The sequence below is a fragment of the Collinsella sp. UBA1693 genome (genome assembly GCF_002320115.1).
Lineage (GTDB): Bacteria > Actinomycetota > Coriobacteriia > Coriobacteriales > Coriobacteriaceae > Collinsella > Collinsella tanakaei.
Genome location: NZ_DCJT01000012.1, coordinates 72,601 through 99,551, shown reverse-complemented (window position 1 = coordinate 99,551; position 26,951 = coordinate 72,601). Strand labels below are relative to the sequence as shown.

The 26,951-nt window shown below is 59.8% G+C and carries 21 protein-coding genes; 10 read left to right on the top strand and 11 right to left on the bottom strand.

From position 1 onward, the window contains the following. The first annotated feature begins 108 nt into the window (after positions 1-108). The gene (gene fucO / locus B3H65_RS08800) at positions 109-1,269 is read left to right on the top strand and encodes a lactaldehyde reductase (RefSeq protein WP_286684944.1); all 1,161 of its coding nucleotides are present in this window, start codon (positions 109-111) and stop codon (positions 1,267-1,269) included. 125 nt (positions 1,270-1,394) lie between these two features. On the opposite strand, the gene B3H65_RS08795 is transcribed toward fucO, so the two are convergent. Both B3H65_RS08795 and cysK read right to left on the bottom strand, forming a co-directional pair. Continuing rightward, positions 1,395-2,747, bottom strand: a complete 1,353-nt coding sequence (locus B3H65_RS08795; protein ID WP_286684943.1) for an MnmA/TRMU family protein — start codon at positions 2,745-2,747, stop codon at positions 1,395-1,397. A 53-nt stretch (positions 2,748-2,800) separates the two neighbouring features. Further along, positions 2,801-3,739, bottom strand: coding sequence for a cysteine synthase A (gene cysK / locus B3H65_RS08790; protein WP_286684942.1), 939 nt, complete (start codon positions 3,737-3,739; stop codon positions 2,801-2,803). Positions 3,740-4,108: 369 nt separating this feature from the next. On the opposite strand from cysK, the gene B3H65_RS08785 reads away from it, so the two are divergent. From B3H65_RS08785 to B3H65_RS08770, 4 genes are all read left to right on the top strand, one after another. After that, positions 4,109-4,537 carry an RrF2 family transcriptional regulator gene (locus B3H65_RS08785; RefSeq protein WP_009141554.1) on the top strand — a complete coding sequence of 143 codons (429 nt, stop codon included), beginning with the start codon at positions 4,109-4,111 and terminating at the stop codon, positions 4,535-4,537. Between the two features lie 510 nt (positions 4,538-5,047). After that, on the top strand, positions 5,048-6,733 hold the full coding sequence (locus B3H65_RS08780; protein WP_286684941.1) for an aminotransferase class I/II-fold pyridoxal phosphate-dependent enzyme: 1,686 nt from the start codon (positions 5,048-5,050) through the stop codon (positions 6,731-6,733). A 441-nt stretch (positions 6,734-7,174) separates the two neighbouring features. Then, positions 7,175-8,179 (top strand): hypothetical protein, encoded by a 1,005-nt coding sequence (locus tag B3H65_RS08775; RefSeq protein ID WP_286684940.1) that lies wholly within the window; start codon positions 7,175-7,177, stop codon positions 8,177-8,179. Positions 8,180-8,488: 309 nt separating this feature from the next. Beyond that, positions 8,489-11,203 (top strand): Sau3AI family type II restriction endonuclease, encoded by a 2,715-nt coding sequence (locus B3H65_RS08770; RefSeq protein WP_286684939.1) that lies wholly within the window; start codon positions 8,489-8,491, stop codon positions 11,201-11,203. A 52-nt stretch (positions 11,204-11,255) separates the two neighbouring features. Here B3H65_RS08770 and B3H65_RS08765 read toward each other — a convergent pair whose 3' ends face one another. The 5 genes from B3H65_RS08765 to B3H65_RS08745 form a co-directional block, all read right to left on the bottom strand. Continuing rightward, positions 11,256-12,134, bottom strand: a complete 879-nt coding sequence (locus B3H65_RS08765) for a hypothetical protein (protein WP_286684938.1) — start codon at positions 12,132-12,134, stop codon at positions 11,256-11,258. 168 nt (positions 12,135-12,302) lie between these two features. Further along, positions 12,303-14,162, bottom strand: coding sequence for a DUF262 domain-containing protein (locus B3H65_RS08760; RefSeq protein ID WP_286684937.1), 1,860 nt, complete (start codon positions 14,160-14,162; stop codon positions 12,303-12,305). A gap of 118 nt (positions 14,163-14,280) precedes the next feature. After that, positions 14,281-15,057, bottom strand: coding sequence for an HNH endonuclease (locus B3H65_RS08755; protein ID WP_286684936.1), 777 nt, complete (start codon positions 15,055-15,057; stop codon positions 14,281-14,283). Between the two features lie 52 nt (positions 15,058-15,109). Next, complete coding sequence (locus B3H65_RS08750; RefSeq protein ID WP_286684935.1) at positions 15,110-15,652, bottom strand: hypothetical protein; 543 nt, start codon at positions 15,650-15,652, stop codon at positions 15,110-15,112. Between the two features lie 109 nt (positions 15,653-15,761). Beyond that, on the bottom strand, positions 15,762-16,688 hold the full coding sequence (locus tag B3H65_RS08745; protein WP_286684934.1) for a hypothetical protein: 927 nt from the start codon (positions 16,686-16,688) through the stop codon (positions 15,762-15,764). Between the two features lie 514 nt (positions 16,689-17,202). Here B3H65_RS08745 and B3H65_RS08740 point away from each other — a divergent pair. Next, positions 17,203-17,529 (top strand): HIRAN domain-containing protein, encoded by a 327-nt coding sequence (locus B3H65_RS08740; protein ID WP_286684933.1) that lies wholly within the window; start codon positions 17,203-17,205, stop codon positions 17,527-17,529. 335 nt (positions 17,530-17,864) lie between these two features. Continuing rightward, positions 17,865-19,610, top strand: a complete 1,746-nt coding sequence (locus B3H65_RS08735; RefSeq protein WP_286684932.1) for a DUF2130 domain-containing protein — start codon at positions 17,865-17,867, stop codon at positions 19,608-19,610. Between the two features lie 277 nt (positions 19,611-19,887). On the opposite strand, the gene B3H65_RS08730 is transcribed toward B3H65_RS08735, so the two are convergent. Then, positions 19,888-20,448 carry a ferritin family protein gene (locus tag B3H65_RS08730; protein ID WP_009141576.1) on the bottom strand — a complete coding sequence of 187 codons (561 nt, stop codon included), beginning with the start codon at positions 20,446-20,448 and terminating at the stop codon, positions 19,888-19,890. Between the two features lie 345 nt (positions 20,449-20,793). On the opposite strand from B3H65_RS08730, the gene thpR reads away from it, so the two are divergent. Both thpR and guaA read left to right on the top strand, forming a co-directional pair. Continuing rightward, entirely contained in the window at positions 20,794-21,321 is a 528-nt protein-coding gene (thpR, locus tag B3H65_RS08725) for an RNA 2',3'-cyclic phosphodiesterase (RefSeq protein ID WP_286684931.1), read from the top strand. Positions 21,322-21,494: 173 nt separating this feature from the next. Next, a complete protein-coding gene (gene guaA, locus B3H65_RS08720; protein WP_009141578.1) occupies positions 21,495-22,478 on the top strand; it encodes a glutamine-hydrolyzing GMP synthase in 984 nt (327 codons plus the stop codon). Between the two features lie 447 nt (positions 22,479-22,925). Here guaA and B3H65_RS08715 read toward each other — a convergent pair whose 3' ends face one another. Then, a complete protein-coding gene (locus tag B3H65_RS08715) occupies positions 22,926-24,314 on the bottom strand; it encodes a helix-turn-helix domain-containing protein (protein WP_286684930.1) in 1,389 nt (462 codons plus the stop codon). A 153-nt stretch (positions 24,315-24,467) separates the two neighbouring features. Next, positions 24,468-25,136 carry a metalloregulator ArsR/SmtB family transcription factor gene (locus B3H65_RS08710; protein WP_286684929.1) on the bottom strand — a complete coding sequence of 223 codons (669 nt, stop codon included), beginning with the start codon at positions 25,134-25,136 and terminating at the stop codon, positions 24,468-24,470. Positions 25,137-25,268: 132 nt separating this feature from the next. On the opposite strand from B3H65_RS08710, the gene B3H65_RS08705 reads away from it, so the two are divergent. Further along, the gene (locus B3H65_RS08705) at positions 25,269-25,835 is read left to right on the top strand and encodes a DUF5714 domain-containing protein (protein ID WP_286684928.1); all 567 of its coding nucleotides are present in this window, start codon (positions 25,269-25,271) and stop codon (positions 25,833-25,835) included. 47 nt (positions 25,836-25,882) lie between these two features. Here the strand turns inward: B3H65_RS08705 and B3H65_RS08700 are convergent, their stop codons facing one another. Continuing rightward, positions 25,883-26,743: a hypothetical protein gene (locus tag B3H65_RS08700; RefSeq protein ID WP_286684927.1), complete on the bottom strand. Its 861-nt coding sequence runs from the start codon at positions 26,741-26,743 to the stop codon at positions 25,883-25,885. Positions 26,744-26,951 lie beyond the last annotated feature (208 nt).

Genomic DNA, 26,951 nt, shown 5'->3' with positions numbered 1-26,951 from the left:
GCGCCAAGCAGCGGCAAAGCCAAAAGGCAGCGCACCCAAACGGCTGCACCAAACGGCTGCACCAAACGGCGCTGTGCTCCCTATATATCTATGCACGGAGGCAACATCATGGCTAATCGCATCGTTCTCAACACCATCTCCTATCATGGCGCCGGCGCCATCCAGGAGATCCCCGGCGAGCTGCAGCGCCGCGGCTACAAGAAGGTCTTTGTCTGCACCGACCCCGATCTGGTGAAGTTTGGCGTCGCCACCAAGGTCACCGACCTGCTGGATGAGGCCGGCATCGCCTACAGCGTCTACTCCGACATCAAGCCCAACCCCACCATCCAGAACGTTACCGACGGCGTTGAGGCCTTCAAGGCTGCCGAGGCCGATTCCATCGTCACCATCGGCGGCGGCTCCGCCATGGACACCGCCAAGGCCATCGGCGTCATCATCGCCAACCCCGAGTTCGCCGACGTGCGCTCCCTTGAGGGCGTCGCCCCCACCAAGAACCACGCCGTGTTCACCATCGCCGTGCCCACCACCGCCGGCACCGCCGCGGAGGTCACCATCAACTACGTCATCACCGACGTCGAGAAGGTCCGCAAGTTCGTCTGCGTCGACACCAACGATGCCCCCGAGGTCGCCGTGGTCGATCCCGAGATGATGGCAACCATGCCCGCCGGCCTCACCGCCAGCACCGGCATGGACGCGCTCACCCACGCCATCGAGGGCTACACCACCAAGGGCGCTTGGGAGATGAGCGACATGTTCCATCTCAAGGCCATCGAGCTCATCTCCAAGAACCTGCGCGACGCCGTGGCAGAGGCCAAGAGCGGCGTGCCCGGATCCGGCCGCGAGGGCATGGCGCTCGCCCAGTACATCGCCGGCATGGGCTTCTCCAACGTCGGCCTGGGCGTCGACCACTCCATGGCCCACACCCTCTCCGCGCACTTCGACACCCCGCACGGCGTCGCCTGCGCCATGCTGCTGCCCATCGCCATGGAGTTCAACAAGCCCGTCGTGACCGAGCGCCTGGCTAAGGTCGCCGTCGCCATGGGCGTCGACACCGCCGGCATGAGCACCGATGAGGCTGCCGACGCCGCTATCGCCGCCGTCAAGCAGCTCTCCGTCGACGTCAACATCCCCACCGTCTGCGAGGCCATCACCGAGGACGAGCTGGACACCCTCACCAAGGACGCCATGGCCGACGCCTGCTTCCCGGGCAACCCCCGCGAGGCCACCTATGACGACGTCATGGGCATGTTCCGCCAGATCATGAAGTAGATCCCCTTAAAAGCGGGCTTTCCGCTTCATAGCGACATGTAAAGGCGCCGCGAGCACATTTTCGCTCGCGGCGCCTTTTTGCGTTTTTGGACGAGGGCTGCCCCGCATCTTTGTCGTAGCTGCGGCTACTTCTCAGCTGCAACAGCGGTACCGCCGCCCAGGACAACGTCGCCATGGTAGACAACCACGGCCTGCCCCGGGGCGATCGCGCGCTGCGGCTGGTCGAACACCACACGGTAGCTGCCTGGATTATCGCCGCGCATCAGGCGGGCCGGCTGGTCTTGCTGGTGGTAGCGCACCTTGGCGGTCACGGGTACGCCGGTATCGCCCGCGCGATCAAGCGCCGCCTCCATACGGCTGGCGGGTGCGCTCCAAACCCAATCGTCCGCAACCAGCGCGCGCGACATCAGGTCCTCGCTCTCGCCCAAGACGACGCGGTTTGCCTGCGGGTCCACGGACGTTACAAACACCGGGTGCGCCAGCGCCACGCCTAAGCCCTTGCGCTGGCCTATGGTGTAGCGGATGGCGCCGTGGTGGCGGCCCAGCACCTCGCCTGCGGCATTGACAATGTCGCCCTCGGGTAGCGCCTGCCCGCGGCGCAGCTCTATAAACGTGGCGAAGTCGTTGTCCGGAACAAAGCAGATGCCCTGGCTGTCGCGCTTCTGCGCGTTGACAAAACCCTGCTCCTGGGCGATGCGGCGCACGTCGCGCTCCTTGACAAGGCCGCCCAGCGGAAACAACGTGCGGGCAAGGCGCTCCTGCGTGAGCGAGTACAGCACATAGCTCTGCTCCTTGGAGGTATCCACGCCTTTTTTGAGCAGGTAGATGCCCTTGCCTGCGGCGTTGCCGCTTCCGCCGCCGTTGCTTGCGGCGTTCGCGTTTTCCGCCGCGCCCACGCCGTCGCCGCTTGCGGTGGCCTCGCCGTCCTCGTCCACGCGAACAACCTGCGCGTAGTGGCCGGTTGCGATGTAGTCGCATCCCATCTGGTCGGCGAAGTCCAGCAGCGCGCCAAACTTCATCATGCGGTTGCACAGCACGCAGGGGTTGGGGGTGAGGCCGTGTTCATAGGCGGTGACAAAGCGCTCGATAACGTCGCGGTCAAAGGCTTCGCGGCAGTCGATCACATGGTGCTCAAAGCCCAGTCGCTGGGCGATGGCACGCGCGTCCTCAATGTCCGCCACGTTGTTGCAGGCCCGGCCCTCGCCGCGGCCCGCGCAGCCCGCGTCGTACAGGCGCATGGTGGCGCCAACGCATTCGTATCCCTGCTGAAGCAGCAGGTAAGCGGTCACGCTGGAGTCGACGCCACCGCTCATGGCGACCAGCACGCGCTTCTTGCGGCCGGTCCCGTTCGTTGCGGTTGCGTTGGTCGTGGCGGGCGCGTCGGATGCGGTAGGCGTTTCGGTCGCGGCGGCTGCGTTGGTCGCGGCAGGCGCGTCGGTTGCGGTGCTGCTTGCGGACAAGGTGGGGGAGAGGGTCATACGGGCCTTTCTCATAAAACGTGCGGGGTGCCTGTTGAGGGTACCTGTTGAGTTTACTCGCTGAACAGCGGGGTGGACAGGTAGCGCTCACCGGTGTCGGGCATGACGGCGACAATGGTCTTGCCGGCGTTCTCCGGCTTGCGGGCGAGCTCAAGGGCGGCGTGAAGGGCGGCGCCTGAGGAGATGCCAACCAGCACGCCCTCCTCATGTCCCAGGCGACGGCCCGCGGCGAACGCGTCCTCTGCAGCCACGGGCATGATCTTGTCGTAGATGGTCGTGTCGAGCGCCTCCGGCACAAAGCCGGCGCCGATGCCCTGGATCTTGTGGGGGCCGGGCTTGCCGCCGGACAGCACGGGCGAGTCGGCGGGCTCAACGGCAACAACCTCTACCTGCGGGTTCTGATTCTTGAGGTAGCGGCCGGTGCCGGTGATGGTGCCGCCGGTGCCCACGCCGGCAACCAGGATATCGACCTGGCCGTCGGTGTCCTCCCAAATCTCCGGACCCGTGGTCGCCTCATGGATGGCGGGGTTGGCGGGGTTCACAAACTGGCCGGCGATCATGCTCTTGGGGGTCTCGCGCGCCAGCTCCTCGGCCTTGGCGATAGCGCCCTTCATGCCCAGCGGGCCCTCGGTCAGCACCAGCTCGGCGCCGTAGCCGCGCATAAGCTGGCGGCGCTCCACGCTCATGGTCTCGGGCATGGTGATGATCAGGCGGTAGCCGCGGGCGGCGGCGACGCTGGACAGGCCGACGCCGGTGTTGCCGCTGGTGGGTTCGATGATGGTGTAGCCGTCGTTGCGACGGATCTTGCCCGTGCGCTCCGCCTCGTCCAACATCGCCTTGGCGATGCGGTCCTTGGCGGAACCCGCGGGGTTGAAGTACTCAAGCTTTACCAGCACGCGCGCGGCCAGGTTGTCCGCCGCCTCGATGTTGGTGATCTCCAGCAGGGGGGTGTGTCCGATAAGCTGGTCGATCGAAGTGTATACCTTGCTCATGAGAGCCTCCTTCTTGCAGTAGCTGCGCGCACGGATCGTGCGACTTGGCTATAAATCCTATAACCCACATGAATAGTATGGAATAGTCGACATCGATAGTTAACTTTATACATATATCCCTGTCAAGCATCCGAAAGCGCTCGCCGGCAAATGAGACCGCATGTTAACAAAAATACCTTGTCAGGGGTACTTTTTTAGCCGTGGGCGGCGCGTGGGCAATCTGTGAACTTCGCTCTATCCATTCATCTGGAATAAAACCCCTCTTGTCCGGGTTTTTGCAACGTCCACCGCGCCGCCGACGGATAGGAGCGCCACTTTCGCAGCGGTCTGCTAGGATAAGGCTACCAATCACGTCGGAAGGTGGAAGTAATGCTGGTATCCACAAAGGGACGCTACGCGCTGCGCGTTATGGTCGATCTTGCGGAGCATCAGGGCGAGGGGCGTATCCCCTTGAAGCAGATCGCGGAGCGCCAGGGCGTCTCCGAGAAGTATCTGGAAAACATCTTGGCGACCTTGGTCCGCAACGGCATGTTGTCCGGTATGCGCGGCAAAGGCGGCGGCTATCGTCTTACGCGCAACCCGTCTGATTACAGCGCGGGGGAGATCCTGCGTCTTACCGAGGGCAGCTTAGCCCCGGTTTCCTGCCTGGATGGTACGTGCAGCGGTTGCGAGCGCGCGGCAGATTGCCCTACGGTGGGGATGTGGTCCAAGCTGGACAGCATGATTACCGGCTACCTGGACAGCGTCACCATCGAGGATTTGCGCTGCTCGCCGCGCGGCATCGACTACGTGATCTAGCATCCAACAGCGCCGGCGGGTGCGTGCTTGCTGCCGCCGGCCTCGCTTTAACAACTGAACGCATGGAGGCGGGCCCTTGGGGGTCCGCTTTTCTGTGCCCGGCTAACGATCGGTGCGTCTTTCGACGCGTACCCTTGCGCACTTGTTGAGGATAATTGCATCGATTTTCGTTACCCCCAATGTATACCTTGCGCCCCCAAGCCGCTCTACCTTAGGCGGAGCGCGGTGTATGTGGCGTCTACTGGGCAAAACCTGAAATCGATGCAATTATCCTTAAGAACTGCACGGGTAAATCGTGCCGGTCCTTCGCGGGTGACCGAATCGCCTTCTTGCGCGGGGTGTCTCGCGCGCCGTTCGCATCTGTGGAAAGCAAATTGAACCAAATTCTCAAGGAGTTCAATTCCGGACCGTGCTATGCTCCCAACTAAATTGAACTTCGCCTCTAAATTGAACCAAGTAAAGAGGTCCAACAACAAAGGCACTGTTCAAATTGAACTATTGGAGGTCAATGTGGCCAATACCATATTTAGCAATCGCTTGGTGCAGGCTTTGGAGCAGCGCGACATGCGCCAGTCGGACCTTATCCGTATCGCGGCGCAGCAGGGCATCAAGCTTGGAAAAAGCCAGGTCAGCCAGTATGTAAGCGGTAAGACGATGCCCCGGGCGGACGTGGTGCGCGATATCGCGTCAGTATTGGGCGTGGACCAGGAATGGCTTGCAGGCCAAGAAGGGCGGGCGGCCGATCCTTCGGCGTCTACGGCACAGGCCCCCGCGGCATCGCCGCCGGCGGGCGCATCGGCAAGCGGTGCCACGTCCGTCGCCGTTGCCTCAGCAGCCGCAGCTCCAGAGCCCGGAGCCCCCGCATCCAACCCCGCCACCGTAGAGCAGGCCGCAATAAGCGAAGCGGCCGCAGGTCAAACCGCACCACCCGCCACCCGTACGCAATCCACCCTACAGCAACCCACAAGGAGCACCCCCATGCGCGAGTTCAAAAAGTCCTCCAAGCTCGATAACGTCCTGTACGATGTCCGCGGCCCCGTGGTCGATGAGGCCAGCCGCATGGAGGCGGAGGGCCTTCGCATCCTCAAGCTCAACATCGGCAACCCCGCGCCCTTCGGCTTCCGCACCCCGGACGAGGTGGTGCAGGACATGCGCCACCAGCTGCCGGACTGCGAGGGCTATTCCGACTCCAAGGGCCTGTTCTCCGCGCGCAAGGCCATCATGCAGTACGCGCAGCTCAAGCACATCCCCAACGTGGACATGGACAGCATCTACACCGGCAACGGCGTGTCCGAGCTCATCAACCTGTGCATGCAGGCGCTGCTCGACACGGGTGACGAGATCTTGATTCCCAGCCCGGACTACCCGCTGTGGACCGCGTGCGCCACGCTCTCCGGCGGCACGCCCGTGCACTACATCTGCGACGAGGAAGCGGAGTGGTACCCGGACCTCAAGGACATCGAGTCCAAGATCACCCCGCGCACCAAGGCCATCGTCATCATCAACCCCAACAACCCCACGGGCGCCCTGTACCCGCGCGAGGTGCTGGAGGGCATCGTCGAGATCGCGCGCAAGCACCAGCTCATGATCTTCTCCGATGAGATCTACGACCGCCTGGTCATGGATGACCTTGAGCACGTCTCCATCGCCTCGCTCGCGCCCGACCTGTTCTGCATCACGTTCTCCGGCCTGTCCAAGAGCCACATGATCGCCGGCTACCGCATCGGCTGGATGGTGCTCTCCGGCAACAAGCGCTGCGCGCGCGACTTCATCATGGGTATCAACATGCTCTCCAACATGCGCCTGTGCTCCAACGTGCCGGCGCAGTCCATTGTGCAGACGGCGCTGGGCGGGCACCAGTCCGTCAAGGGCTACGTGGTGCCGGGCGGCCGCATCTACGACCAGCGCGAGTATGTCTACAAGGCGCTCAACGAGATCCCGGGCATCACCGCGGTCAAGCCCAAGGCGGCCTTCTACATCTTCCCCAAGATCGACGTCAAGAAGTTCAACATCACCAACGACGAGCAGTTCGCGCTCGACCTGCTGCATGAGAAGCGCGTCCTCATCGTGCCGGGCAAGGGCTTCAACTGGCACAAGCCCGACCACTTCCGCGTGGTCTACCTGCCCCGCATGGGCGTTCTGCGCGAGTGCATGGAGGACCTCGCGGACTTCATGGCCCACTACCGCCAGGCCTAACCCAGACGTACAGAAGGGGGCGGGCACCGGCGCCCCCTTCTTGTACATAGCCGCGCCCGGCTTTTACGGCTGGGCGCGGTTTTTTGTTTTTGGACGAGGGCGAGGGTGCATTTGGACGAGGAGGGGCAGAGGCACCGTACGAGCCTCCGGCGCCTGCGTGCGAACCTGCAAGTTCCTGTATACGCTGTGAAGCCACGCCTTCTTCATGCGATTTCGCCGCAGCGCGCATACACTAATGAGCGGCCGAAAGGCCCAAGCTGGCGCGGCGAGGAGAATGCCGTGCCCGTTATCAATCAGCGGCCAATCAGAGTACATCAGAGCAACGTCTAAGAGCAGCCCCGCGCGCATGCAGAGGGGTCAATCGCAGCCCGTACGGCGGGCGCAACGTATTTGAACGCAATGGGAAGGCCGCCCAACACGCGCGGAAGCGCAGGAGGAAACATGTCTGAGATCAACGAGACTGTAGAGACCATGGACGAGAACGTAGAGACCATCGAGACCGTTGAGACCGCTGTCGAGGCAGCGGAGGAGACCGTCGGCGAGCAGGTTGCCGCCGAGACCGAGAACGAGACTGAGGCCGTCGTCGAGGCCGAGGTAGAGGTTGTTGAGGCAGAGGCCGAGGCCGAGGCCGAGGAGCCCAACACCGACGACGAGCTGTTTGATAAGGCCAACCGCGCTGCCCGCCTGCTGCGCGCCCGTCGCGCCGTGATGGGTCGCGAGGCTGAGGCCCGTGCCGCCCGCATGGAGGACCTCAAGCGCGCCCTCAAGCTCCTGGAGCTCAAGCCCAAGATGGAGCAGAAGGAGATGGCCGACCTGCTGGGCATGCGTCTGCGCGAGCTGGACGCCCTGCTGGCCGAGGCCGAGGCTGCGGACATCGTGGCCCGCGTCGAGCCCGCTGACGAGCCCGATATGCGCAAGGTTGTTGTCTACACCGGTGAGGACGCCGTCGCCCGCGTTGGCGTGCTCGCTAAGAAGCAGGACAAGCTGGTTCCCAGCCTTGACGACGAGGAGACCGAGCAGCTGCTCGCCCTGCTGAGCAAGGTCATCGACCCCCTGACCGCTATGGGTCTGGACAATGATGACGATCGCGGCGGCCGTGGCGGCTTTGGCGGCCGCGGTGGCGACCGTGGTGGCCGCGGCGGCTTTGGCGGCCGTGACGACCGTGGTCCCCGTCGCGATGACCGTGGTCCGCGCCGCGACTTCGACCGCGGTGGCGACCGTGGCGGTCGTGGTGGCTTCGGCGGCCGCGATGACCGTGGCCCGCGTCGCGACGATCGCGGTCCCCGTCGTGATTTCGATCGCGGTGGCCGTGGCGGCTTTGGCGGCCGTGACGATCGCGGTCCGCGCCGCGACTTCGACCGTGGTCCCCGTCGCGATGACCGTGGCTTCGGCGGCCGCGGTGGCGACCGTGGCGGCCGCGGCGGCTTTGGCGGCAAGCGCTACTAAGCCTTCCGCTCATGCGCCTGCACCCGCAAGCCAGCATCGCGTCGCCTACGCATAGAGCGAAAGCCCTTTGCCAGGCTTCTTAAAAGCAAAACGGATCCGGAGCATTAACGCTTCGGATCCGTTTTTCATGCGTCTTTGGACGAGGAATCCCGCTAGTGCCGTATGTCTACCGGCTGTTATCTTTGCCGGGCCGGCCCATGGCGCCTATGAGATCGGATCCTTCCCGTAATACCTCCAATCGCAAGATCGTACACACGTTCGATCGATACAATGACATGATCGAACACGCGTTCTTTCATGGGAGGGGATATGGACGGGTCCCAGGACTACTACGATGCCAGCTCCCTAGACTCCATCTACAGCTACGCCAAAAAGCTCGAGGGCAAGACGCTGCGCACGGCGTGCCATCTAGCCGCCATCGATGACCCGCATCGCCGCAAGGGCTCGTTTGGCAACGCAATCGAAGAGTATTACTTCCACTATGACATCAACAGCTCTGCGGATCCGGATTTCGCCCAGGTAGAAACGGAGCTTAAGACCACGCCGCTTCGTCGTAAAAAGAACGGCGAGCTCTCCGCCAAGGAGCGCTTGGTCATCAGCATGATCAACTATATGAGCGTGGTGGACGAGACCTGGGAGACAAGCTCGGTCCAAAAGAAGCTCAGCAAGATCCTGCTCATCGCCTATGAATACGATAAAGACCTCAACCCCGTGGACTTCTTTGTCGACCTGGTAGAGCTTTGGGGCATTCCGCCAGAGGACGTGCCCGTGTTCCGCCGCGACTGGAATACCGTGGTCGAAAAGATCCGCCAGGGCAAGGCGCATGAGCTTTCCGGCTCTGATACGTTTTATCTAGAGGCGGCGACAAAGGCCGCGTCCAGCAAGGTCCGCAGGCCGCAGCCGTTCTCGTCCATTCCCGCCAAGCCTCGCGCGTGGGCTATCAAGCCGGCGTACATGACGGCGATCTTCAACAGCATGTTGGACGCAAAGGCGATCGAGCGGCGAGAGGGGGAGGCCGACCTCGACCTTGAACATCTTGTCCGCTCTCGCTTTGAGCCCTACTTTGGCCTTACGGAAGAGGAGCTGGGCGAGCACTGCGGCTACCTCCATAATGGGCGCCGCAAACCCAAGAACCTGTGCGCGCTCATCACCAAGCATATTCTGGGCGTTGACGAGAACGCCAAGATCGCTGAGTTCGAGAAGGCTGGCATCAAGACCAAGACCATCCGCCTAAAGCGCGACGGGGTGCCCAAAGAGTCGATCTCCTTCCCAACGTTTGATTACTTCGACCTGGTGGCTCGCCCGTTTGAGGAGAGCGACTTTAGGGAGTACCTGCGTAGCAAGTACCTCTTTGTCATCTATAAAGAGGACGAGGAAACTCGCGGCCGCTATCTGCTTTCGGAAGTCCTCTTTTGGCAGATGCCCGATAAAGACCTGCTAGAAGCGCAACGTTGCTATGAGGAGATGCGCCGTCGCGTCGCCATGGGCCGCGCGGACTGGTCGGTTAAATCCAGCGAGAACCGCTGCTGCCACGTTCGTCCCCACGGGCGCAACAAGGCAGACGTTCTACCCACGCCGGCGGGCAAGCCAGAAACAAAAAAGTGTTTTTGGATCAATGCTCGCTATATAGGCGAAGAGATCGATAGAGTAAGGCGGGAAACGATCTCAGAGGCGTCCGGCGCCACCGCGCACTGCGCCAGCGCATGCAACCCGCCCGCGCAGCCAGGCGCCTCTGCAGTTGATAGGAGTTATGTGACCAAGAACGTCATTCGAGTGGCCGAGCTTTTCGCCGGCGTTGGAGGCTTCCGCCTGGGTCTGGAGGGCTATAGCGACCCCGCGCATCCGCAGTTCGCCATGCCGTCCGCAGGTCCCTTCAAAACCATCTGGGCCAACCAATGGGAGCCACCGGGAACCCCAACGCGCCAGTTCGCCGCCAAGTGCTATCGCGAGCGCTTTGGCGAGGATTCCCTCATCAATGAGGACATCAACAAGGTGCTAGACGCCTACGAGGCGGGCACCATAGACATCCCGGACGTCGACATGGTGGTCGGCGGCTTCCCCTGCCAGGACTACTCGGTGGCAAAGCCGCTGTCTCAGGCAAGTGGCATAGTTGGCAAGAAGGGCGTGCTCTGGTGGGATATCTACCGGTTCTTGCGCCTTAAGAACACGCCGCGTTACGTGCTGCTCGAAAACGTCGACCGCCTGCTTAAAAGCCCCGCGTCGCAGCGCGGTAGGGACTTCGCCATCATCCTTTCCTGCTTCGCCTCCCTGGGCTACGCGGTCGAGTGGCGCGTTGTGAACGCCGCGGACTACGGCTTTCCCCAAAAGCGTCGCCGCGTCTACATCTACGCGGAAAAGACGGATGAGGCGTGGGACCTCGCCGACCGTATGACGCGCGGCGTGATGGCCCAAGCGCTGCCCGTAAAGCCAGAGGTCGATCCCGTGGGCTTCACCATTCCCGCCGACCCCTATGAGTGCTCGGAGTCTTTTGGTATGGGCGCCAAGCGCTCCCGCTTTGAGACGGCGGGCGTTATGCAGGGCTGCAAGGTCATGACGGGCAGGCTAAACGTCGAGTACAACGGGACGTACAAAACCCTTGGCGACGTGCTGGTCGATGATGCGGAAGTGGACGAGTCTTTCTTTATTACGGACGAGGATAAGCTGGAGCGTTGGCGCTACTTCAAGGGCGGCAAAAGCGAGCCCCGCGTGGACAAGAAGACCGGCTTTACCTATCAGTACACGGAAGGATCGATGGCGTTTCCGGACCCGGTTGACTGTCCGGCGCGTACCATCCTCACAAGTGAGGGGGGGGGGTCGGCCTCACGGAGCAAACATATTGTGCAAGCGGGGGACGGCCGCTACCGCAGGTTGGTTCCGGACGAGTTGGACCAGCTGCAAGGGTTCCCCAAGGGCTGGACGGACGCGGGCATGACCGATATCCAGCGCGCCTTCTGCATGGGCAACGCGCTGGTAGTAGGCATTCCGCATATGATTGGACGAGTAATCGCTGGGCGCATGGAATAGGTGCCAAAGAAGATGGGGCCAACCGCATTCTTGTAGCAGTTGGCCCCACGTGTTAGCAGTTCAGCTGCATAAACGAGCTGTGATGGGCTTCGAGCCTGGCTTTGGATGGCCAGAGCTGCTCGTTGCTGGGTAACGAGATTCGTCGCCTGTCAAAGTGGTTGTAGGCGGTATTCCGTAGCGCGCCGCTCACCGTGACCTCATAGGTGTCAGGCCTAATCGAAATGAGCGACTGTTGGTACAGTGCACCCAGGTCCGTTCTAAGCAGGATTCCGGCAGACGGCGTATTGCTTGCTGCGCCCAGATAGGAACTGAGATATGTCGCGTCGAGTGCGGGCAGTGCATCGTAGCCAGAAATCGCGCATTGGCCGTTATACGCCTCAATAAGATCCGCCTTAAACGTTTCTCCGTGGGCATTTTTAAGGTCCCTCTTGAGCGAGGTGAAGTCGCGCTTCCCCTCATGGGAAGAACCAAGGTAGTCAAGGTCTAGCGTTTTGCTGTTAAACAGCACGTCGGCGCGCAGCTTGGCTGCGTTTTCAAGGGCATCTTCTATCTCTTTTGCGGAGATGGGGGAGAGGGCACCGCTATCGAGTTTGTGGACGGGTCCGTGAAGGGTGAAGATACCCGCCACGTTGTTGTAGCTTTCAAGAAACGCAAGGCCAAGGCACTGGTACTCGTTGCCGGTCTTGTAGAAGACGCCTACGGGCACGCCGTCCTCAAGGCAATTGATAAGCGCTTGGTTGTACCTTGGCGAGCCAGGCTTTCGTCCCGTATTGTGATGGTGCTCGCAATATTGGATCATCCACGTGCCGTCATCAAGAAGGTGGACGGAATCCGCTCCGTATATCGTAGGGTTCGCGATGGTGATCGAAATCGCGTAGTCTTGCCCGCCCGGTTTGTGTATCCCTCGTTGCGCAACAAGGGTGATGGGCATATCTTTGGGGGCATGGTCTTTCCACGGACGAGGTCCAACTTCTCCCTCGTGGCTCAGAAACCATTGATACGCCGGCAAGTAAGAGCCGGGCACAAGTGAAGTGGCTCGTTCATACGATAGCGTTAGGCCTTGATACGTTTCTATAGACATGCTCACTCGCCTCCTGGCCTAATCTTTGGCGAGGATTTCAACGAGTTTATCCAGCATGATTTGCGCGCGTTCATGCAAGAACTTTTTAGCGGCTGCGGGATTGCCGTTCTTAAGGTCGAGGTCGGCATCACGCAGGTCTTGGCCGTTGTAAACAAACTCCCTTTCTCCGTTGAAGGTAAAGAGTTCTCCCTTGGATGCGGGGAGCGTGGTTGATCCCTTTGCCCTGTTCTCGGCGCTAGAAAGGTAAGCGATGTTGCCGAGGTTGCCACCAGGGAGCTTGTACGTTTTGTACGCGTATTGTCCGCTCGTCTTATTTCGGAGCGTCTCGCGTGAGATTAGATGCTCAATGTCGTAGGCGCTCTCGGAATATGCCTGGGGATTACAGCTTGCAAGGACGGTCAGCAGAGTCTTCGCAATGGGGTCAACATTGATCGACTCGTTGTTTTCGATTGAATCCAGATAAGACTGGGTTGCAATCTCGAGTTTTGCCCTGGAGAAGGCAGCGCTCGTCGCATACGATAACGTCCCGTCTATATAGTTGCCAAGCCTGGAGTCGCCCGAGCCTTTCCATTGATTGGTGAGCATATCCAAGATGAAGCACCTAAAGAGGTTACGGGTTGTTTCGTTGTAGCCCTTCTTCTTGTAATCCGGCAGCGATTCAAAATCCGTTGAGCGAATCGCTCCATACCGCGCGAACCAAAGAGCTGCAAAAAACGAGAGAAATTGTAGCTGGCCGCTAGATTTAGAGGTCTCGTATGCTTCTCTGCTGCCTGGTTTTTTCAGGAACTTGGCGAAGCGTCCGTTGATCTCATCGTATTCAGCAAGCATGCACTTTACCAGGTGCTCCGTGGCAGCAGGGTTATCCTCGAAGCCCGCATTTGCGAAGACGTCGGGAAGTCCCTGGGGGCCTTCCTTCTTTCCGGCGATTTCCTGCGGGCGGAGTCCAAATGCAATCGCAAGCGTGTTGTAGCCAATGGTATCTACGGTGTCGTCTTGCTCGGCAGCCTTATCCGGCCAGCATGCCCGGCATCGCGAGATAACGAGCTCTCCCAATGCGTGGCAGAATTCTGGCAAGGTGACAATGCGCTCGCGCCTCATCTCTTCAGCGCTAAAGTCTTCGATCTCAAGGCCGTCGCGATCTTCTGTGAGCGCTTCATAGCGTGAAATAGTGCGCTCGAGAATGTCATCGGAATAAGGCTCCGGTGACAGCTGGACTTGATAGCGGTTCCATTGGGCAGCGAAAACCTGGTATTTCGTCAGCTTTCTTCCGCCAAGGTTGACGTTGGCGAATACCTCGGGCAGCTCCGATTTGTCGCCCGTGAAGAACACGCAGGGGATTTGGAGGGTCGACAGGTTGACATACTTATCGAGAGCGGTAATGAGCTCGACTTGGATATCAACAATCTCCAGCATATGGCCATCGCTACATGCCGGGTAGATTTCCTTGATTTGTTGAGCTAGATATGAACCGGGCAGATTCCTCTTGGTGGCATGTAGGTGCAGCATCTCTTTGATTGCGGAGATGAATTGATTCCTTAATTTGGTTCTTGCGTCTTCCGATTGCTGCGCTGCGCCAGAGAGCGCCATCAAGGAGTCAATCTGCTTCGCTGAGTTTGATTCAATGGGAAAGTACTCCTCTGGATGACGCTGATATTCGCGCAGTGTAGAAAAGCGCTGTTGCCCATCAATGAGAGAGTACTGTTCGGCGTTGTCGTATTTATATAAAAGCAGTGATCCAAAAGGAAAGCCCCTGCTTATATTGTCGATGAAAGCAGCCTTTTGAGATTTGGACCATACCAACGGACGTTGATACGTTGGTATAGTCATCTGGTTTTCAAGATCTTCGAAGTTGATGGTTTCTATTCTGTAGTTAGACATGCTACCTCCCTGCTCTCGCTTTGATCATTAGATCACGTTGAAGTGTTCTAGATCAAGCATTCGCTTGCTGGGAGGTATTTCCAGCAGGGCTAGCTGTCGTATGTGGATGAAAGGGGTCCTACTTTAGAAAAATGACATCGTTGTGATATTCGATGAACTCCTTCTTTGGTTTCTTAACCGAAGGTAGGTCGATTTCTGCCCCGTCGAAGCTCCATAGCCAATCGAGCGGATCTTGCTTGTGCTTTACGGTATGGGAAACGCGAATCTTATACTGTTGGTCGATTGTGATCAGCCCTTGGTCGAACGCGCGGTCATGGAATGCGTTTAAAAGCAAGCCGTTGTCGGTAGCAAGGCGCTCTGTTTTTGGATTGCAGATATGCCAAGGCTTGATGTGGCTAGCCACCAATAATCTTGGTATAGAAATGCCTGTTATGCAGCATTTATTGTGATACGCGCTAAGTAGGGAATTGCGGAAATACCGCTGGTTGACTCGCTGCCTTACAGCGGCGATACGCTCTTGTCCCTCCGGAATTAATTCTAGATTGCGTTCGATGGGCCGGAAGGAATCAAGCTTTTTATCGGGACCAGCGGTGGCCTGGTCGAGGAGGTCGAGTGATTCGCTAACCAGCTCATCTCCTTTGCTGTCGTACTCAATCCAGATTTCCTTGTCGAGCTTGCTGCCATGCGGCATGCCCGCACGGCCCGATTCAACGCGGTTGGCGTCGTTAGCAGCAATGTTCCAGAGCTTAAGAGCCACAGCGGAGGGAGTCCTATCTAGGGCTTTGGCCAACGTTATGATGTCCGGGTTTTGTTTATCAATCTGGGAGGGTTCAAGAAGCAGGTAGAGTGCAAACGCCGCCCGTGTCTCTTTGATAGTCCAGTTCCTGCGCGTCATGAATTACCTCCTCAAAGTGAGTCGTTTGCTGTGGCGCCTGTTTGAATCGAGATTATATCTTTTGATTTGAAAGGGGTGGTAGAAGCCGGCTGGTGTTCATCTGGATGTTTGCGGGTGTGGTTGATATGCCTTCACTGTCAAGGGGGCGTCGGAATTTCCCGTTGTGGCAGGGATGGGGGTTACCATGTAGTAATGACGAGTGCGTAGTCCTCAGTCCCGTGGCCTCGATTTTGGGAATCATGGTCTCCTTGGTACCGCGCCCGACTGCGCGGCCGCACCCTCGAAATGGCCAGGGATCGGAGGCTTTGAGCTTCCCCGCGTCGCCGTCGTACTCGCCAAGAAGCGCGTGGGCAGCGGTCGCGTTGCACGCACCGGCGAGCATCAGCTCGAACTCGACGCGCCGGGCGTCGCCCGCCTCTCGCAGGGCGCCCATTTCGGCGCGCAGCTTCTCGGCTGCATCGGCGTTCTTTGCTGCCTCGGCGCCCTCGTTTTCTTGCATGGCCGCGCCCTGCAGGCCTTCTGCGGGCTCCACATTCGTTTGCTGGTTCTTGCCGCCTTTGGCTTGTGCCTGCGCCGCATTCTGTTCTCCGTCCATGGCCGGACCGCCTCTCAATATCGGGCGGAAGAAAAAAGCGCCCGCACACCGTCGTTGTCAGACAGTGTGCGGGCGCGTCACAAGTGAGGGGTGATAACAAATGGCAGGTCTATTTCAAGAGCTTGAATGCGATGAAGTAGAGGGGAAAGTCGTATCCATCTCGGGATAGCATCATGCTCGCAACCCTGGTGGAGGCGTTGGCATGGGGATGTTCGAAGATGCCCGGTTTGACTTTGAACGGATAATCAAATGCCCTCAGGTGATCCACGCACTTGTTCCAGAAGCTTTCGAAGTCGCTGGCAGAGGTGTAGCAGACAAGGAATGCTGATGTGCCGAGTGGGTTGTAGTTGTCAATCACTTTTCGAATGTGAAGATCAATCTTGCTTCGATCAAGGTTGCTTAGTTTCACTCCCTCGATCAAGGCGATTTCCTTGCCGGTGCGTTTAACGAGAATGTTTACCTCGCCAGCACTCAATCCACTTGAGGAGAGGCCATGGCGGGTCTGATCCCTTACTTCCAGTGTCCTGCTGGATGCCAGCGTATCTCGGAGAAAGTCATTAAAACTATCCTCCGCAAGCTCTGACGTATACAGAGGGTTTGCGCACATCGTTTCGCCCCAGCGAATAACCTCGTTCAGTACCATATTCGCTTCGGACATGGTTTCGTCCAGCCTTGCTGAGTTCGAAGAGGGCAGCATCTCCGTATCGTCGTTGGGCATCAGAATGATTTCATGGATTTGGAATCCTGTCTGGCGGGATTTGATCGCATGGTCAAAAGCCTTCTTGAAGATTATCCGGTGACGTTCCAGCGTCTCTATATCGCGCTCAGGCCCTTCGATGGTGAAATCGAGGGCGTTCATATTCCAGTTGTTCCCTTTTATACCAGCGTAGTACGCTCTTCCGATATCCTCGTAATCCAGGCTGCATGATTCAAGAGCTCGAGAGACTTCTGGCAACGAATAATGGCTCTTGATGAGACGAACGACGGTATTGGTGAAATTGCTAGGGAATGTGTAAGTGAAATCATATGAAGACATGAGAAGTCCTTGAGGTCATTAATGAAGCCAGTCACGATAAGGATCGTCTGATAGCGGTTATTGGCGGTTGTTGGAGGCAATAAGGCTCAGCGTGCTGCATGGCGCCCCATCAGAATCAGTGCCTGTGTAATACCACCAGCAAAGTCTGTTAGAGGTAATCATTTGCGGGACGGTGCCCTCCGGTCCGCAGACGGCGTGTTTTTCTACATCCTGGTCATCTACATCGGCAAGCAGTAGAGGAGAGTCAAGAAACGTCTTTATCGATTTGCTTTGGGGTCTGCACTTGATAATTCCGGCATTCGACGATGCCAAGGTTGAGGTAAGCGCGGCGAGCGGGCGCGGGACGAGTAGGCACAGGACGAGCGGGCGCGGACGCTCCGGCGAACTGCGCCGCTCAAAACCGTGTCCGCACGAACGCGTATGGTGTTCCCAACACACGGGGGCATCTGGTTCATGCGGTGCCCCGGCGCGGCCACGGCAGAAGCGGCCGCGCTCTCAAGAAGGAGGGGCCATCATGTACGAGCCGTCACGCAACCTTATGAACTTCTACGTCGCAGGTTTTCAGCATCACGAGGGCGCACTGGTGCTCTCGCAGCTCAAGACCGGCGATGAGCTTACTCTCGAGGCTCAACCGGACAATCCGTACGATTCGCAAGCTATCGCCATCAAGGGGTGTGGCGAGATGCTGGGCTACGTCCCCGCTGATCACAATGGCATGCTCTCGGTGCTTTTCCACTACGGTCACGCATCCATCTTCGAGTGCCGTGTGATGCAGGTCGCCCCGGAGAGCGAGCCATGGAAGCAGCTGCGCGTCGCCATCTTCGTGAAAGACGCGCGCTAGAGTCCACCGTCTTGTCGCGCGCAAGCGGGTAGGACGGGTTCCGTGCCCGACGCTCGCGGCGTTCCCTTTCGCTTCGTTTCCGGCTTATGTATCGGAAGTGAATGAGCTTTCACTTCCGTTAGCACTACCTATTGGGAAGTGAGCTAGGCGTAGACGCCGATAGGAATCCCCGATGGGAATCCCACAGCGCCGCGGCGCGTCCCTGTTCGGTACAAATTATGTCCGCACGAGCGGGTATAGTTGAAAGCGTTTAAAGGCCCATCGGTTTGAAGGCCCGGCAACCCAGCTCGGCGGCACTTTGGACCGGTCGCCAGGCAGCAGAGACGGGAGCGCGTATGAATGAGATCAAGTGCCCAAAGTGCGGAACGGTTTTTCAGGTTGACGAGACCGGGTACGCCGACATTGTGAAGCAGATTCGCGACCAGGAGTTTGCGGACGAGCTTTCCGAGCGCATGCAGATGCTTGCCCGCGAGAAGGAGCAGGCGCTGCAGCTTGCCCGCGCGGACGCGGAGGCTACGTTGCAGCAGAACTTGGCGCAGCGCGATGCGGAGCTGGCGCAGGTGACCGCCCAGCGCGATGCTCAGGTGGCCGAGCTCACCGCCAAGCTTGAGGCGGCGGTGGGGGAGCGAGCGCTTGCCAGCGAGCAGGCTGCGGCGCAGGCCCGCGCGGAATCGCAGAAGACGGCGGCGGAGCTGCAGCATCAGGTGGACGAGCTCAAGGCGCAGCTTGCCCAGCGCGACAACCAGGCACAGATCGAGCAGGCCCGCCTGCGCGAGGAGTCCCGCGAGCAGGCGGCAGCGGAGGCCGAGCGCCTACGCAACCAGGCAGAGCAGGAGCGTCGTACGCTGCAGGAACAGCTGCAGCAGGCGACCTCCCAGGCAGTCCAGCTCAAGGCGCAGCTGGATGCGGCGGCAAGCCAGCGCGACCTTGCCGTGGAGGCGGCTCGCTCCCAGGCGCAGCAGGCCATGCAAGAGCAGATATCCTCGTCCAAACAAGAAGTGGCGGACCTAAAATCCAAGCTGGAGTCTCTAAAAGGCGCGGCGGAGATCGCCCGCATGCAGGCCGTCGCCGCGGTCGAGCGCGAGCGCGACGACGCCCGGGCGGCCCTTGCCCGCGAGCAGGCCGTGCGCGATTCCGAGCGCCAGCAGGTGCAGGCCGCCCATGAGCTTGAGTTGGAGCAGACCCGCAAGGCCAACGCGGAAATCGTCCGCTTTAAGGACGAGGAGATCGAGCGCCTGCGCGATATGAAGGCGCGCCTCTCTACCAAGATGGTGGGCGAGACCCTGGAGCAGCACTGCGAGACCGAGTTCAACCGCCTGCGTATGACGGCGTTTCCCAACGCGTACTTTGAGAAGGATAACGACGCATCCGAGGGCACCAAGGGCGACTTCATCTTCCGCGAGTGCGACGAGGACGGCAACGAGATCATCTCGATCATGTTCGAGATGAAAAACGAGAACGACACCACGGCCACCAAGCACAAGAACGAGGACTTCTTTAAGAAGCTCGACCACGACCGCACACAGAAGGGCTGCGAGTACGCGGTGCTGGTGACGCTGCTTGAACCAGAAAGCGAGCTGTACAACGCGGGCATTGTGGACGTGAGCTACCGCTATCTCAAGATGTACGTGATTCGTCCGCAGTTCTTCATCCCCATGATCACGCTGCTGCGCAACGCCGCCATGAACTCGCTTACCTACAAGCAGGAGCTTGAGCTGGCGCGCCGCCAGAACATCGACGTGACCAACTTCGAGGCCAAGATGGAGGAGTTCAAGACCGGTTTTGCTCGCAACTACGACCTGGCGAGCAGGAAGTTCCAGACCGCGATCGATGAGATCGACAAGACCATCTCGCACCTGCAAAAGACCAAGGAGGCTCTGCTTTCTTCTGAGAACAACCTGCGCCTGGCCAACAACAAGGCAGAGGAGCTGACTATTCGCAAACTCACTTGGCACAACAAGACCATGAAGGCGAAGTTTGACGAAGCACGCACCGCGGCGGAAGAAGCTGCCCGCGATGGCGTGTCGATTGAGGCGGCGGACGGCGCGGAGCCGGATCCCGCGGACAGCTACGAGGTGTAGCGCTTTGCGGTGCATGTCCGGCGCGTGCGACTCTGGTGTGCGCACCGCGGATTGAGATAAATGCCCTATAGGACAACGACAGCTTGCATAGAAAACGCGGCCGCCTGCAAAGGATAATCCTGCAAGCGGCCGCGTTGGTTTTGCCGGATATTAGGGGACAGGCCCTGATCGTCCACCTATATAAAAAACGGGACGACCCGCATATGCGAGCCGTCCCGTATGTCTAGCAGCTTAAATGCGTGCTACGGAGCCGGATGACCGGTGTGTCCGTTGTGGCTTAGCCGAAGTAGCGCTTGAGCAGGCCAGCGAAAGCCTTGCCGTGGCGAGCCTCGTCACGGGCCATCTCGTGAACGGTATCGTGGATGGCGTCCAGGCCGGCAGCCTTGGCGCGCTTGGCCAGGTCGGTCTTGCCAGCGGTAGCGCCGTTCTCGGCCTCAACGCGCATCTCGAGGTTCTTCTTGGTGGAGTCGGTTACGACCTCGCCCAGGAGCTCGGCGAACTTGGAAGCGTGCTCGGCCTCCTCGTAAGCGGCCTTCTCCCAGTACAGGCCGATCTCGGGATAGCCCTCGCGATGGGCAACGCGAGCCATGGCCAGGTACATACCAACCTCGGTGCACTCGCCCTCAAAGTTGGCGCGCAGGTCGTTAACGATGTCCTCGGAGACCTCGGGGAGCTTGCCAACGCCGATGACGTGCTCGGCAGCCCAGGTCATCTCGGTGTCGCTCTGCTTGATGAAGCGGTCGCCGGAAACGCCGCACTGGGGGCACTTGAAATCGGCGGGCAGCTCCTCGCCGTCGAACTCCTCAACGTAACCGCAAACGGGGCATACAAACTTCATGACCTTCTCCATTCGGTCGCAGGCGATAGTGCGGGCGCCCAGTCCCTGTGGGCCCTCTCCGGGCAACCGCACTTGGTACGATTTTCATTATGCGGAGAATGGGGCTTACTTAGACTCATATTGATACTCATTCTCAAAAACATCGCAATAAGTTAAATGTGACTTACTATGAACAAATGATATCCCGATGGGCGCGCGGCTGCGCATGGCGCCGTTGGCGGAATGCCGCCGTGCGCTTGCGGGCGCGTCGCGCCATGTTGCGCACAACGGGTACAACTTGGTGGAATGCAACGGCGATATCGCATGATTGGCTTGCGATCGCTCCGTTGCGGTGGGGGAGTAAGCATGAGAACTTTTATAGCCCTAGATCTGCCCAATGAGCTAATCGAACAGGTTGCCGATTTATCTCGACAGCTTTCTTCTATGGTGCGCGGACGGTTTGTTGCGCGTTCCACCTACCATGTGACGCTTGCGTTTTTGGGCGAGATTGGCGAGGCGGAGGCGCGCCGTGTTATGGACGTTTTGGACACCGCGTGCGCTCATGCCGCCGCGATTCGGTTGGTGCCGGACGGCCTGGGGATCTACGGCAAGCCGGTCGACGCAACTTTGTTGCTTAAGCTGGCGCACGGGCGCGACCTTATGAATCTCGCCATGGCGGTTCGCGAGGAGCTGCGAGCACAGGGGGTTTCATATGACGAGAAAGCGTTCGATCCGCACGTGACGCTGGCTCGACGAGCGCGCGTGCTTCCGCAGGCGCTGTCCGATCTAGTCTTTCCAGCAGAAAGCTCTTCCAACAGCGTGACGCTCTATAAAAGCGAGCTGTCGCAAGAAGGGGCGACCTACAAGCCGCTCTATACCGCGCATCTGGGATAGCCGCTAATCTGTGCCGCTGATTTGGGGCTACTGATCTTGGGCTGTTAATCTTGGGTTGGTAATCAAGCGTTGCTAATCCGGTGCCTGATAGCCCCTGCTTGCTGCGCCTAAGCTGCTGCGAATCCTATATACTTTTAGATTGGTATATGCACTTACACATGGGAGGAGTCCAGATGGATCCCAACAAGCGTCCTGACGACATGGTTCGCATCACCACCCCGGAGCTTGCTCGCACGTTTATCGACGAGCAGGTTGCCGCTTGCCGTGAGCAGATCGGCGACAAGAACGTGCTGCTCGCCCTTTCCGGCGGCGTGGACAGCTCCGTTGTCGCGGCCCTGCTGATCAAGGCGGTTGGCAAGCAGCTGATCTGCGTGCACGTCAACCACGGCCTTATGCGCAAGGGCGAGAGCGAGCAGGTTGTCGACGTCTTCAAGAACCAGCTGGACGCCAACCTGGTCTACGTTGACGCCACTGACCGCTTCCTGGATCTTCTGGATGGCGTTGCCGAGCCCGAGACCAAGCGCAAGATCATCGGCGCCGAGTTCATCCGCGTCTTTGAGGAAGAAGCCCGCAAGGTAGGCGACCAGGTGAGCTTCCTGGCGCAGGGCACCATCTATCCCGACATCCTCGAGTCCGACGGCGTCAAGGCGCACCACAACGTAGGCGGTCTGCCCGACGACCTACAGTTTGAGCTGTGCGAGCCCGTTCGCCTGCTGTATAAGGACGAGGTCCGCATGGTGGGCCGCGAGCTGGGCCTGCCCGAGAACATGGTCGAGCGCCAGCCGTTCCCCGGCCCCGGCCTGGGCGTGCGCTGCTTGGGCGCCATCACCCGCGACCGTCTGGAGGCCCTGCGCGAGGCCGACGCCATCCTGCGCGAGGAGTTCGCCGCAGCTGGTCTCGAGGGCAAGGTTTGGCAGTACTTTGTCTCCGTGCCCGACTTCCGCGTCACCGGCGTGAAGGACGGCAAGCGCCTCTACGAGTGGCCGGCGTTCATCCGCGCCGTCAACACCGTCGACGCCATGACCGCCGAGGTCCCCGAGCTCGACTGGGCGCTGCTCAAGAAGATTGGCGACCGCATCGCCTCCGAGGTTCCGGGCATCTGCCGCGTGCTGTACGACCTCACGCCCAAGCCTTGCGGAACAATTGAGTTCGAGTAAACGGAGCCACCGCTCGCTTCGTGAAGTTGCATAGTAATCTGCACCATAATTGCAGGTAGAAGAAGGGTTTCGCTCTGGTTGGGCGAGGCCCTTCTTTGTTAGGGTGGCGGAGGGGTGCCAAAAAGTGCCTTAGTGCGGAAAGGGCGGAGTGTCAAATAGTGCGTTAGTGCGGAGGTTTGGTCAAATAGTGCGTTAGTGCGGATTGGAGTCGCCCTGACGGGCTCGACTTATACATCGAGCGGTGGTGCCCGAGCTTTCTAACTCGAACAACGCGAACGCTCTATTCATAAGGTACCATTACTATCTATCGCCCGTTCCGCACTAACTCAATATTTGGTCCAAAATCCTCCGCACTAAGCGACTATTTGACCTAAGTTCCGCACTAACTCGAAATTTGTCCTACCTGGAGCCTGCGTCCTTCTTCTGGCCGATAATTCAGACTAGAAGCTATCGCCAGCCACGGTGGACAAACCGCAGTGTCTCCACTGCCGCGGATACCTGGTCCACACGCTTTTGAAGCCCGCGCGCAATGTAGTCAAGCCGTCCGTTTGCGGCTGCGTGCTTGCTGTGCGAGAGAATCTCGACCGCCTCGTCCACAAAACCGGATAAAGCAGCATGATCAAAAGCGGTGGGGTCAAACCATGAAAGGTCGTTGGCAAGCGCCAGCTGGTGCGCGGGATTGGGATCAAACGGCCTGCTTTGAAACGTCCAGTCGTTTCGCTCTACCTGCTGCGGCGTCTTGTTGTACCACAGCGAGTTGCCGGAGTCGAAAAGGGGCGCGGGGCGCATCTGCAGCGTGTCGACCGAGCGGATAAAGCCAAAGTTGCGCCAATGCCGGTCCGTGTTCGCAAGGATTGCGTCGCATACGATCATCTGCGACAGCGCACGGTGCATGTTAGCGGCATCGCATGCGTGGTGCTCCGCAAAGCGGACCAGGCGATCGTACGTTGTGGCCCTGCGCATGGAAGAAAGGTCGCCGCGAACAAGCGCCGCCGGAACGTACTCCTCGCGCTCGCCCAAGAAATTGGGGCATAGGCACAAGGGACCGTCTTGGATATGCGCAAGGGTGTAGGGAACGTATTCGTCCCGCTGCAGCAGGCGGCGGTGCAGGACGGTCGCCACGACCTCGTTGAACGGTCGCTGGTCATCGCCTGTGCAGCCTTTGGCAAGGCAACGCACGCCATCGCGGATAACCCAGCGCTTTGGCAGCTCGCCCTCAGACGTGTTGTCGGGCGAATCGAGCCCCACCGCACTGAGCCAGTTATCCCACGCCATAAGGTTTGACTGGACAAAGTTGTTGTCAAAATAGTTGACGTCGCTCCACTGTAGGGTCTCATTGGTGGCGGGCCGCAGCCAATAACAGTCCGAGAGCGAGAGCGCCATGTTGTTGAGGGGCAGCAGGGAGAAATCGGTGATCTCGATTTGGCCAAGGCGGGCGAGCAGCCCTGGTCGAGAGGCAGGAACGGACCTGTGATCCCACCAGTCTGCGACGTTGCGGGGTTTTGTCTTGCCGCCGGAGGTGACGGTGCCAAGGGGCATGCGCGGCGCGTCCAGGATCTCGCGAACAACCAGGGGGTTATCTTTCCGCGGGTCATGGCGCACCACTGCAACCTCATGGTCAGCAGACATAAGGACAAAGGTTCGCGATGCGTCGAACTCCACTGCGGCGGCTTTGCCCGCAAGGTAGCGGTCGATCGATTCGCTGTCGATCATCCGCCTGCCGCCAACAAGCGACCCCGTTAGCTCGCCTGTTGAAAGCAATTGCGAGATTCGCGGCTTGGTCACGCCCAGCGCCCGTGCCGCATCTCCCATGGGAATATAGGTATCGCCACCCATTGCCGCACCACCAATCGCTACCACGTTAAATAAGCGTTGATGCTGATATGTACGTTGACAATGATAGCACTTAATTATGTGGACGATGAGACGCGTCTGGGACGACCGGCGGCTAGCGCGGTGACGCGCCAGGTGCCCCCGCGTCCACAGGGGCTATCTGCCAAGGCACGCGCCTATGGTGCCAAGCAGCTCCTTATCCAAGCTGTAGCGCATCCAGCGGCCGTCTTTGCGTGCGGATACAAGTCCCATATCGCGAAGCGCGGCCATATGGTGAGAGAGGGTAGGCTGGGATATGTCCAGTTCCTCCAGCAGCTTGCAAGCGCATAGCTCATCCGAGTGCGAGAGCATGGCTATGATGCGAAGGCGATTGGGGTCTCCCAGCGTCTTAAGGTTGGCGGCGAGCCGAACCTCGTCAAAACATCCCGCTATGACGCGCCGCCTTAGGTATTCGATCTTCATCTTGATTTGATCCATTACGGCGACAAACTGCTGGTCTGGCCCTCCCGTGGGATCTTCCAACCCCCAGTCCTCGTGCCAGCGAGCGAGCAGGGTGGGGCATTGCACGCCGCAACCCATGGTGACCACCATGTCTACGGGCGGAATCTCCTCAAGGGGCTTAGGGGCCAGCGCGGAAGTGTCTACGCCGCGCTGCTGCAAAAGGCGCACGGCATCTGGGTTGACTGCGCGGGCAGGGTGCGTGCCTGCGGAACGGGCGTCGATTTCGTTTGGAGCAAGCGCGTGGGCCAAGGCCTGCGCCATCTGGCTGCGACAGGCGTTGTGCGTGCAGATAAAGGCGACGCTAAGCGGTGCGAAAGTGCTCATTGGTCCTCCAGGCGGGTGCGTGATTCTCGTCCATTATATAGATATCTGTCTATATAATACATATTGATGTGCATCAATATGACTACGGGCGCCACGGAGCAAGGCTCTGGGCGCCAAGAGGGGAGTGCAACCATGGCAGATGCATCTTTGGATTGGGTTAAGAGCGCCTGTTTTGCGTGGCTTGAGGAGGGTGCAGGCGCTGACGCTGGCGAGCTGCTTGAACGTTTGATGGCGGACGAGAACTGCCCGGCATTTGGTCCGGCTCACCATGCACTGGTGGGAGCGGCGCTGCTTGCATGTTCTTGGAGGGCTGTGGGCAAGGGCGAGCTTGGGGATGCGTTGGACGAGCTGTTCGACCGTGCTTCCTGCGTGCCCGGCGCCGCGTGCGCCAAATGGGGCGTGTGCGGCGCCGCTGCATCGTGCGGCATGGCGTTCGCCATCTTGTCTGGTAACGCCCCGCTTAAGAAAGAGGGTTGGGGCGAAGGCCAGCGCATGGTGGCGCAGATCCTCGCCGCGATCGCGGACGCCGGTGCGCCGCGGTGCTGCAAGCGCGATTCCCGCATTGCCGTCCGCGTGGCGTCGTCCTGGTTCAACGACCAACTGCACACTAGGCTTGTGGAATCCGAGCCCGTTCGCGGATGCGCGGTCTGTAAGCAAAATTCGGCATGTCTGGGTAGTGGCTGCCCGTTTTTCTCGTAGGGCAAAGGCGCTTTATCGAGTGCTTGGGGACGCGACGGAGGCGTTCTCTACAGGGAGCACGCCAGAAGGTCCGGGCGCTGCAGGACTCGTCGCAGCGAGTTGGACAGATGCGCCAGGCGATTATCGAGCATCGCCAGCGCGCCAAAGGCGTAGTGGCTGCGCCCTTCCTCGTCCTCGATAATCAGCGTCCATGTGCCGCTATTCGATTCGTACACGTTGCAGCAATGGCATCCCATCCAGTCAGACGCTTCATCGAGCAAGCGGGCGGCTTCGTCCTTCGAGATGGAGATGTAGGAGTCGGATGAGATGCAGCTGCGCCCGTATTCGTCCAAATAATGATTGACCAGGCGGCAGTCTCCATTTTTATGGAGTTCCAACCGCTGGTGCACAAGGGGGCTGCGCGAGGGCTGCCGGCTGTGGTCGTGCGTGCTCGATATAAGGTAGAGCGCGGTGGGCTGGCAGGTCAGCGGCGCGGACGAGTTCTCGCCCGCGAGCTGCGCCAATCGTTCGAGCGCTAGGATGAACCACAGGCGCACCTCGTGCCCCGCGGCTTTGCAGCGGGCCTTGTCCGTCGCCCAGAAGTGATGGCTCACCAGGTGCGACACCTGATCCCATTTTGACATGACGGCTGATCCCAGAAGCGAGGCGTCCGTGACGGCGGGCAGATGCCAGTCCAGCTCCTCGAGGTTGTCGAAGGCGCCGGGGTACGTGGCGTCGAAGGCCTCGCCCGCATCGTCTATATATCCAAGCGCGGCGCAGTCGGCGCGAAACTCGCCTGTGTCCAGCAGCTGGTGCAGGTTTTGGCGGCTGTCCCTAAAGCGCGGCAGCCATTTGCGGGTGAAGTCTCGCAGGGCGTTGGCAGCGGCTGCGGCGGGGGCCGCGTCGGCGGCTGCGGTAGTGGACGTCATGGGCTCTTCCTTTGTATCGATGGCTCGAATATAGGGAGGGGCTCGCTGCCGCGCTGTACCTTTTGTTAGCCGATGCGCCTTGGGTTGGCGGCTCCGCTCCGCTGCCCGCTCGCCATGGCCACTCCCCGTTCGCCGCCTGCTAATAAAGTGGGCGCCCCGCCTGCGAACGTGCAAGCGGGGCGCCCTGTCGTACGGGGTTGCTAAGCGG

Coding starts and splice junctions, on each gene's coding strand:
- B3H65_RS08795 (WP_286684943.1), bottom strand. CDS start 2,747: ATGACCCTCTCCCCCACCTTGTCCGCAAGCAGCACCGCAACCGACGCG.
- B3H65_RS08770 (WP_286684939.1), top strand. CDS start 8,489: ATGGACGGGTCCCAGGACTACTACGATGCCAGCTCCCTAGACTCCATC.
- B3H65_RS08775 (WP_286684940.1), top strand. CDS start 7,175: ATGTCTGAGATCAACGAGACTGTAGAGACCATGGACGAGAACGTAGAG.
- thpR (WP_286684931.1), top strand. CDS start 20,794: ATGAGAACTTTTATAGCCCTAGATCTGCCCAATGAGCTAATCGAACAG.
- B3H65_RS08705 (WP_286684928.1), top strand. CDS start 25,269: ATGGCAGATGCATCTTTGGATTGGGTTAAGAGCGCCTGTTTTGCGTGG.
- B3H65_RS08750 (WP_286684935.1), bottom strand. CDS start 15,652: ATGGACGGAGAACAGAATGCGGCGCAGGCACAAGCCAAAGGCGGCAAG.
- B3H65_RS08735 (WP_286684932.1), top strand. CDS start 17,865: ATGAATGAGATCAAGTGCCCAAAGTGCGGAACGGTTTTTCAGGTTGAC.
- guaA (WP_009141578.1), top strand. CDS start 21,495: ATGGATCCCAACAAGCGTCCTGACGACATGGTTCGCATCACCACCCCG.
- B3H65_RS08760 (WP_286684937.1), bottom strand. CDS start 14,162: ATGTCTAACTACAGAATAGAAACCATCAACTTCGAAGATCTTGAAAAC.
- fucO (WP_286684944.1), top strand. CDS start 109: ATGGCTAATCGCATCGTTCTCAACACCATCTCCTATCATGGCGCCGGC.
- B3H65_RS08715 (WP_286684930.1), bottom strand. CDS start 24,314: ATGGGTGGCGATACCTATATTCCCATGGGAGATGCGGCACGGGCGCTG.
- B3H65_RS08700 (WP_286684927.1), bottom strand. CDS start 26,743: ATGACGTCCACTACCGCAGCCGCCGACGCGGCCCCCGCCGCAGCCGCT.
- B3H65_RS08740 (WP_286684933.1), top strand. CDS start 17,203: ATGTACGAGCCGTCACGCAACCTTATGAACTTCTACGTCGCAGGTTTT.
- B3H65_RS08710 (WP_286684929.1), bottom strand. CDS start 25,136: ATGAGCACTTTCGCACCGCTTAGCGTCGCCTTTATCTGCACGCACAAC.
- cysK (WP_286684942.1), bottom strand. CDS start 3,739: ATGAGCAAGGTATACACTTCGATCGACCAGCTTATCGGACACACCCCC.
- B3H65_RS08745 (WP_286684934.1), bottom strand. CDS start 16,688: ATGTCTTCATATGATTTCACTTACACATTCCCTAGCAATTTCACCAAT.
- B3H65_RS08765 (WP_286684938.1), bottom strand. CDS start 12,134: ATGCCCATCACCCTTGTTGCGCAACGAGGGATACACAAACCGGGCGGG.
- B3H65_RS08730 (WP_009141576.1), bottom strand. CDS start 20,448: ATGAAGTTTGTATGCCCCGTTTGCGGTTACGTTGAGGAGTTCGACGGC.
- B3H65_RS08755 (WP_286684936.1), bottom strand. CDS start 15,057: ATGACGCGCAGGAACTGGACTATCAAAGAGACACGGGCGGCGTTTGCA.
- B3H65_RS08785 (WP_009141554.1), top strand. CDS start 4,109: ATGCTGGTATCCACAAAGGGACGCTACGCGCTGCGCGTTATGGTCGAT.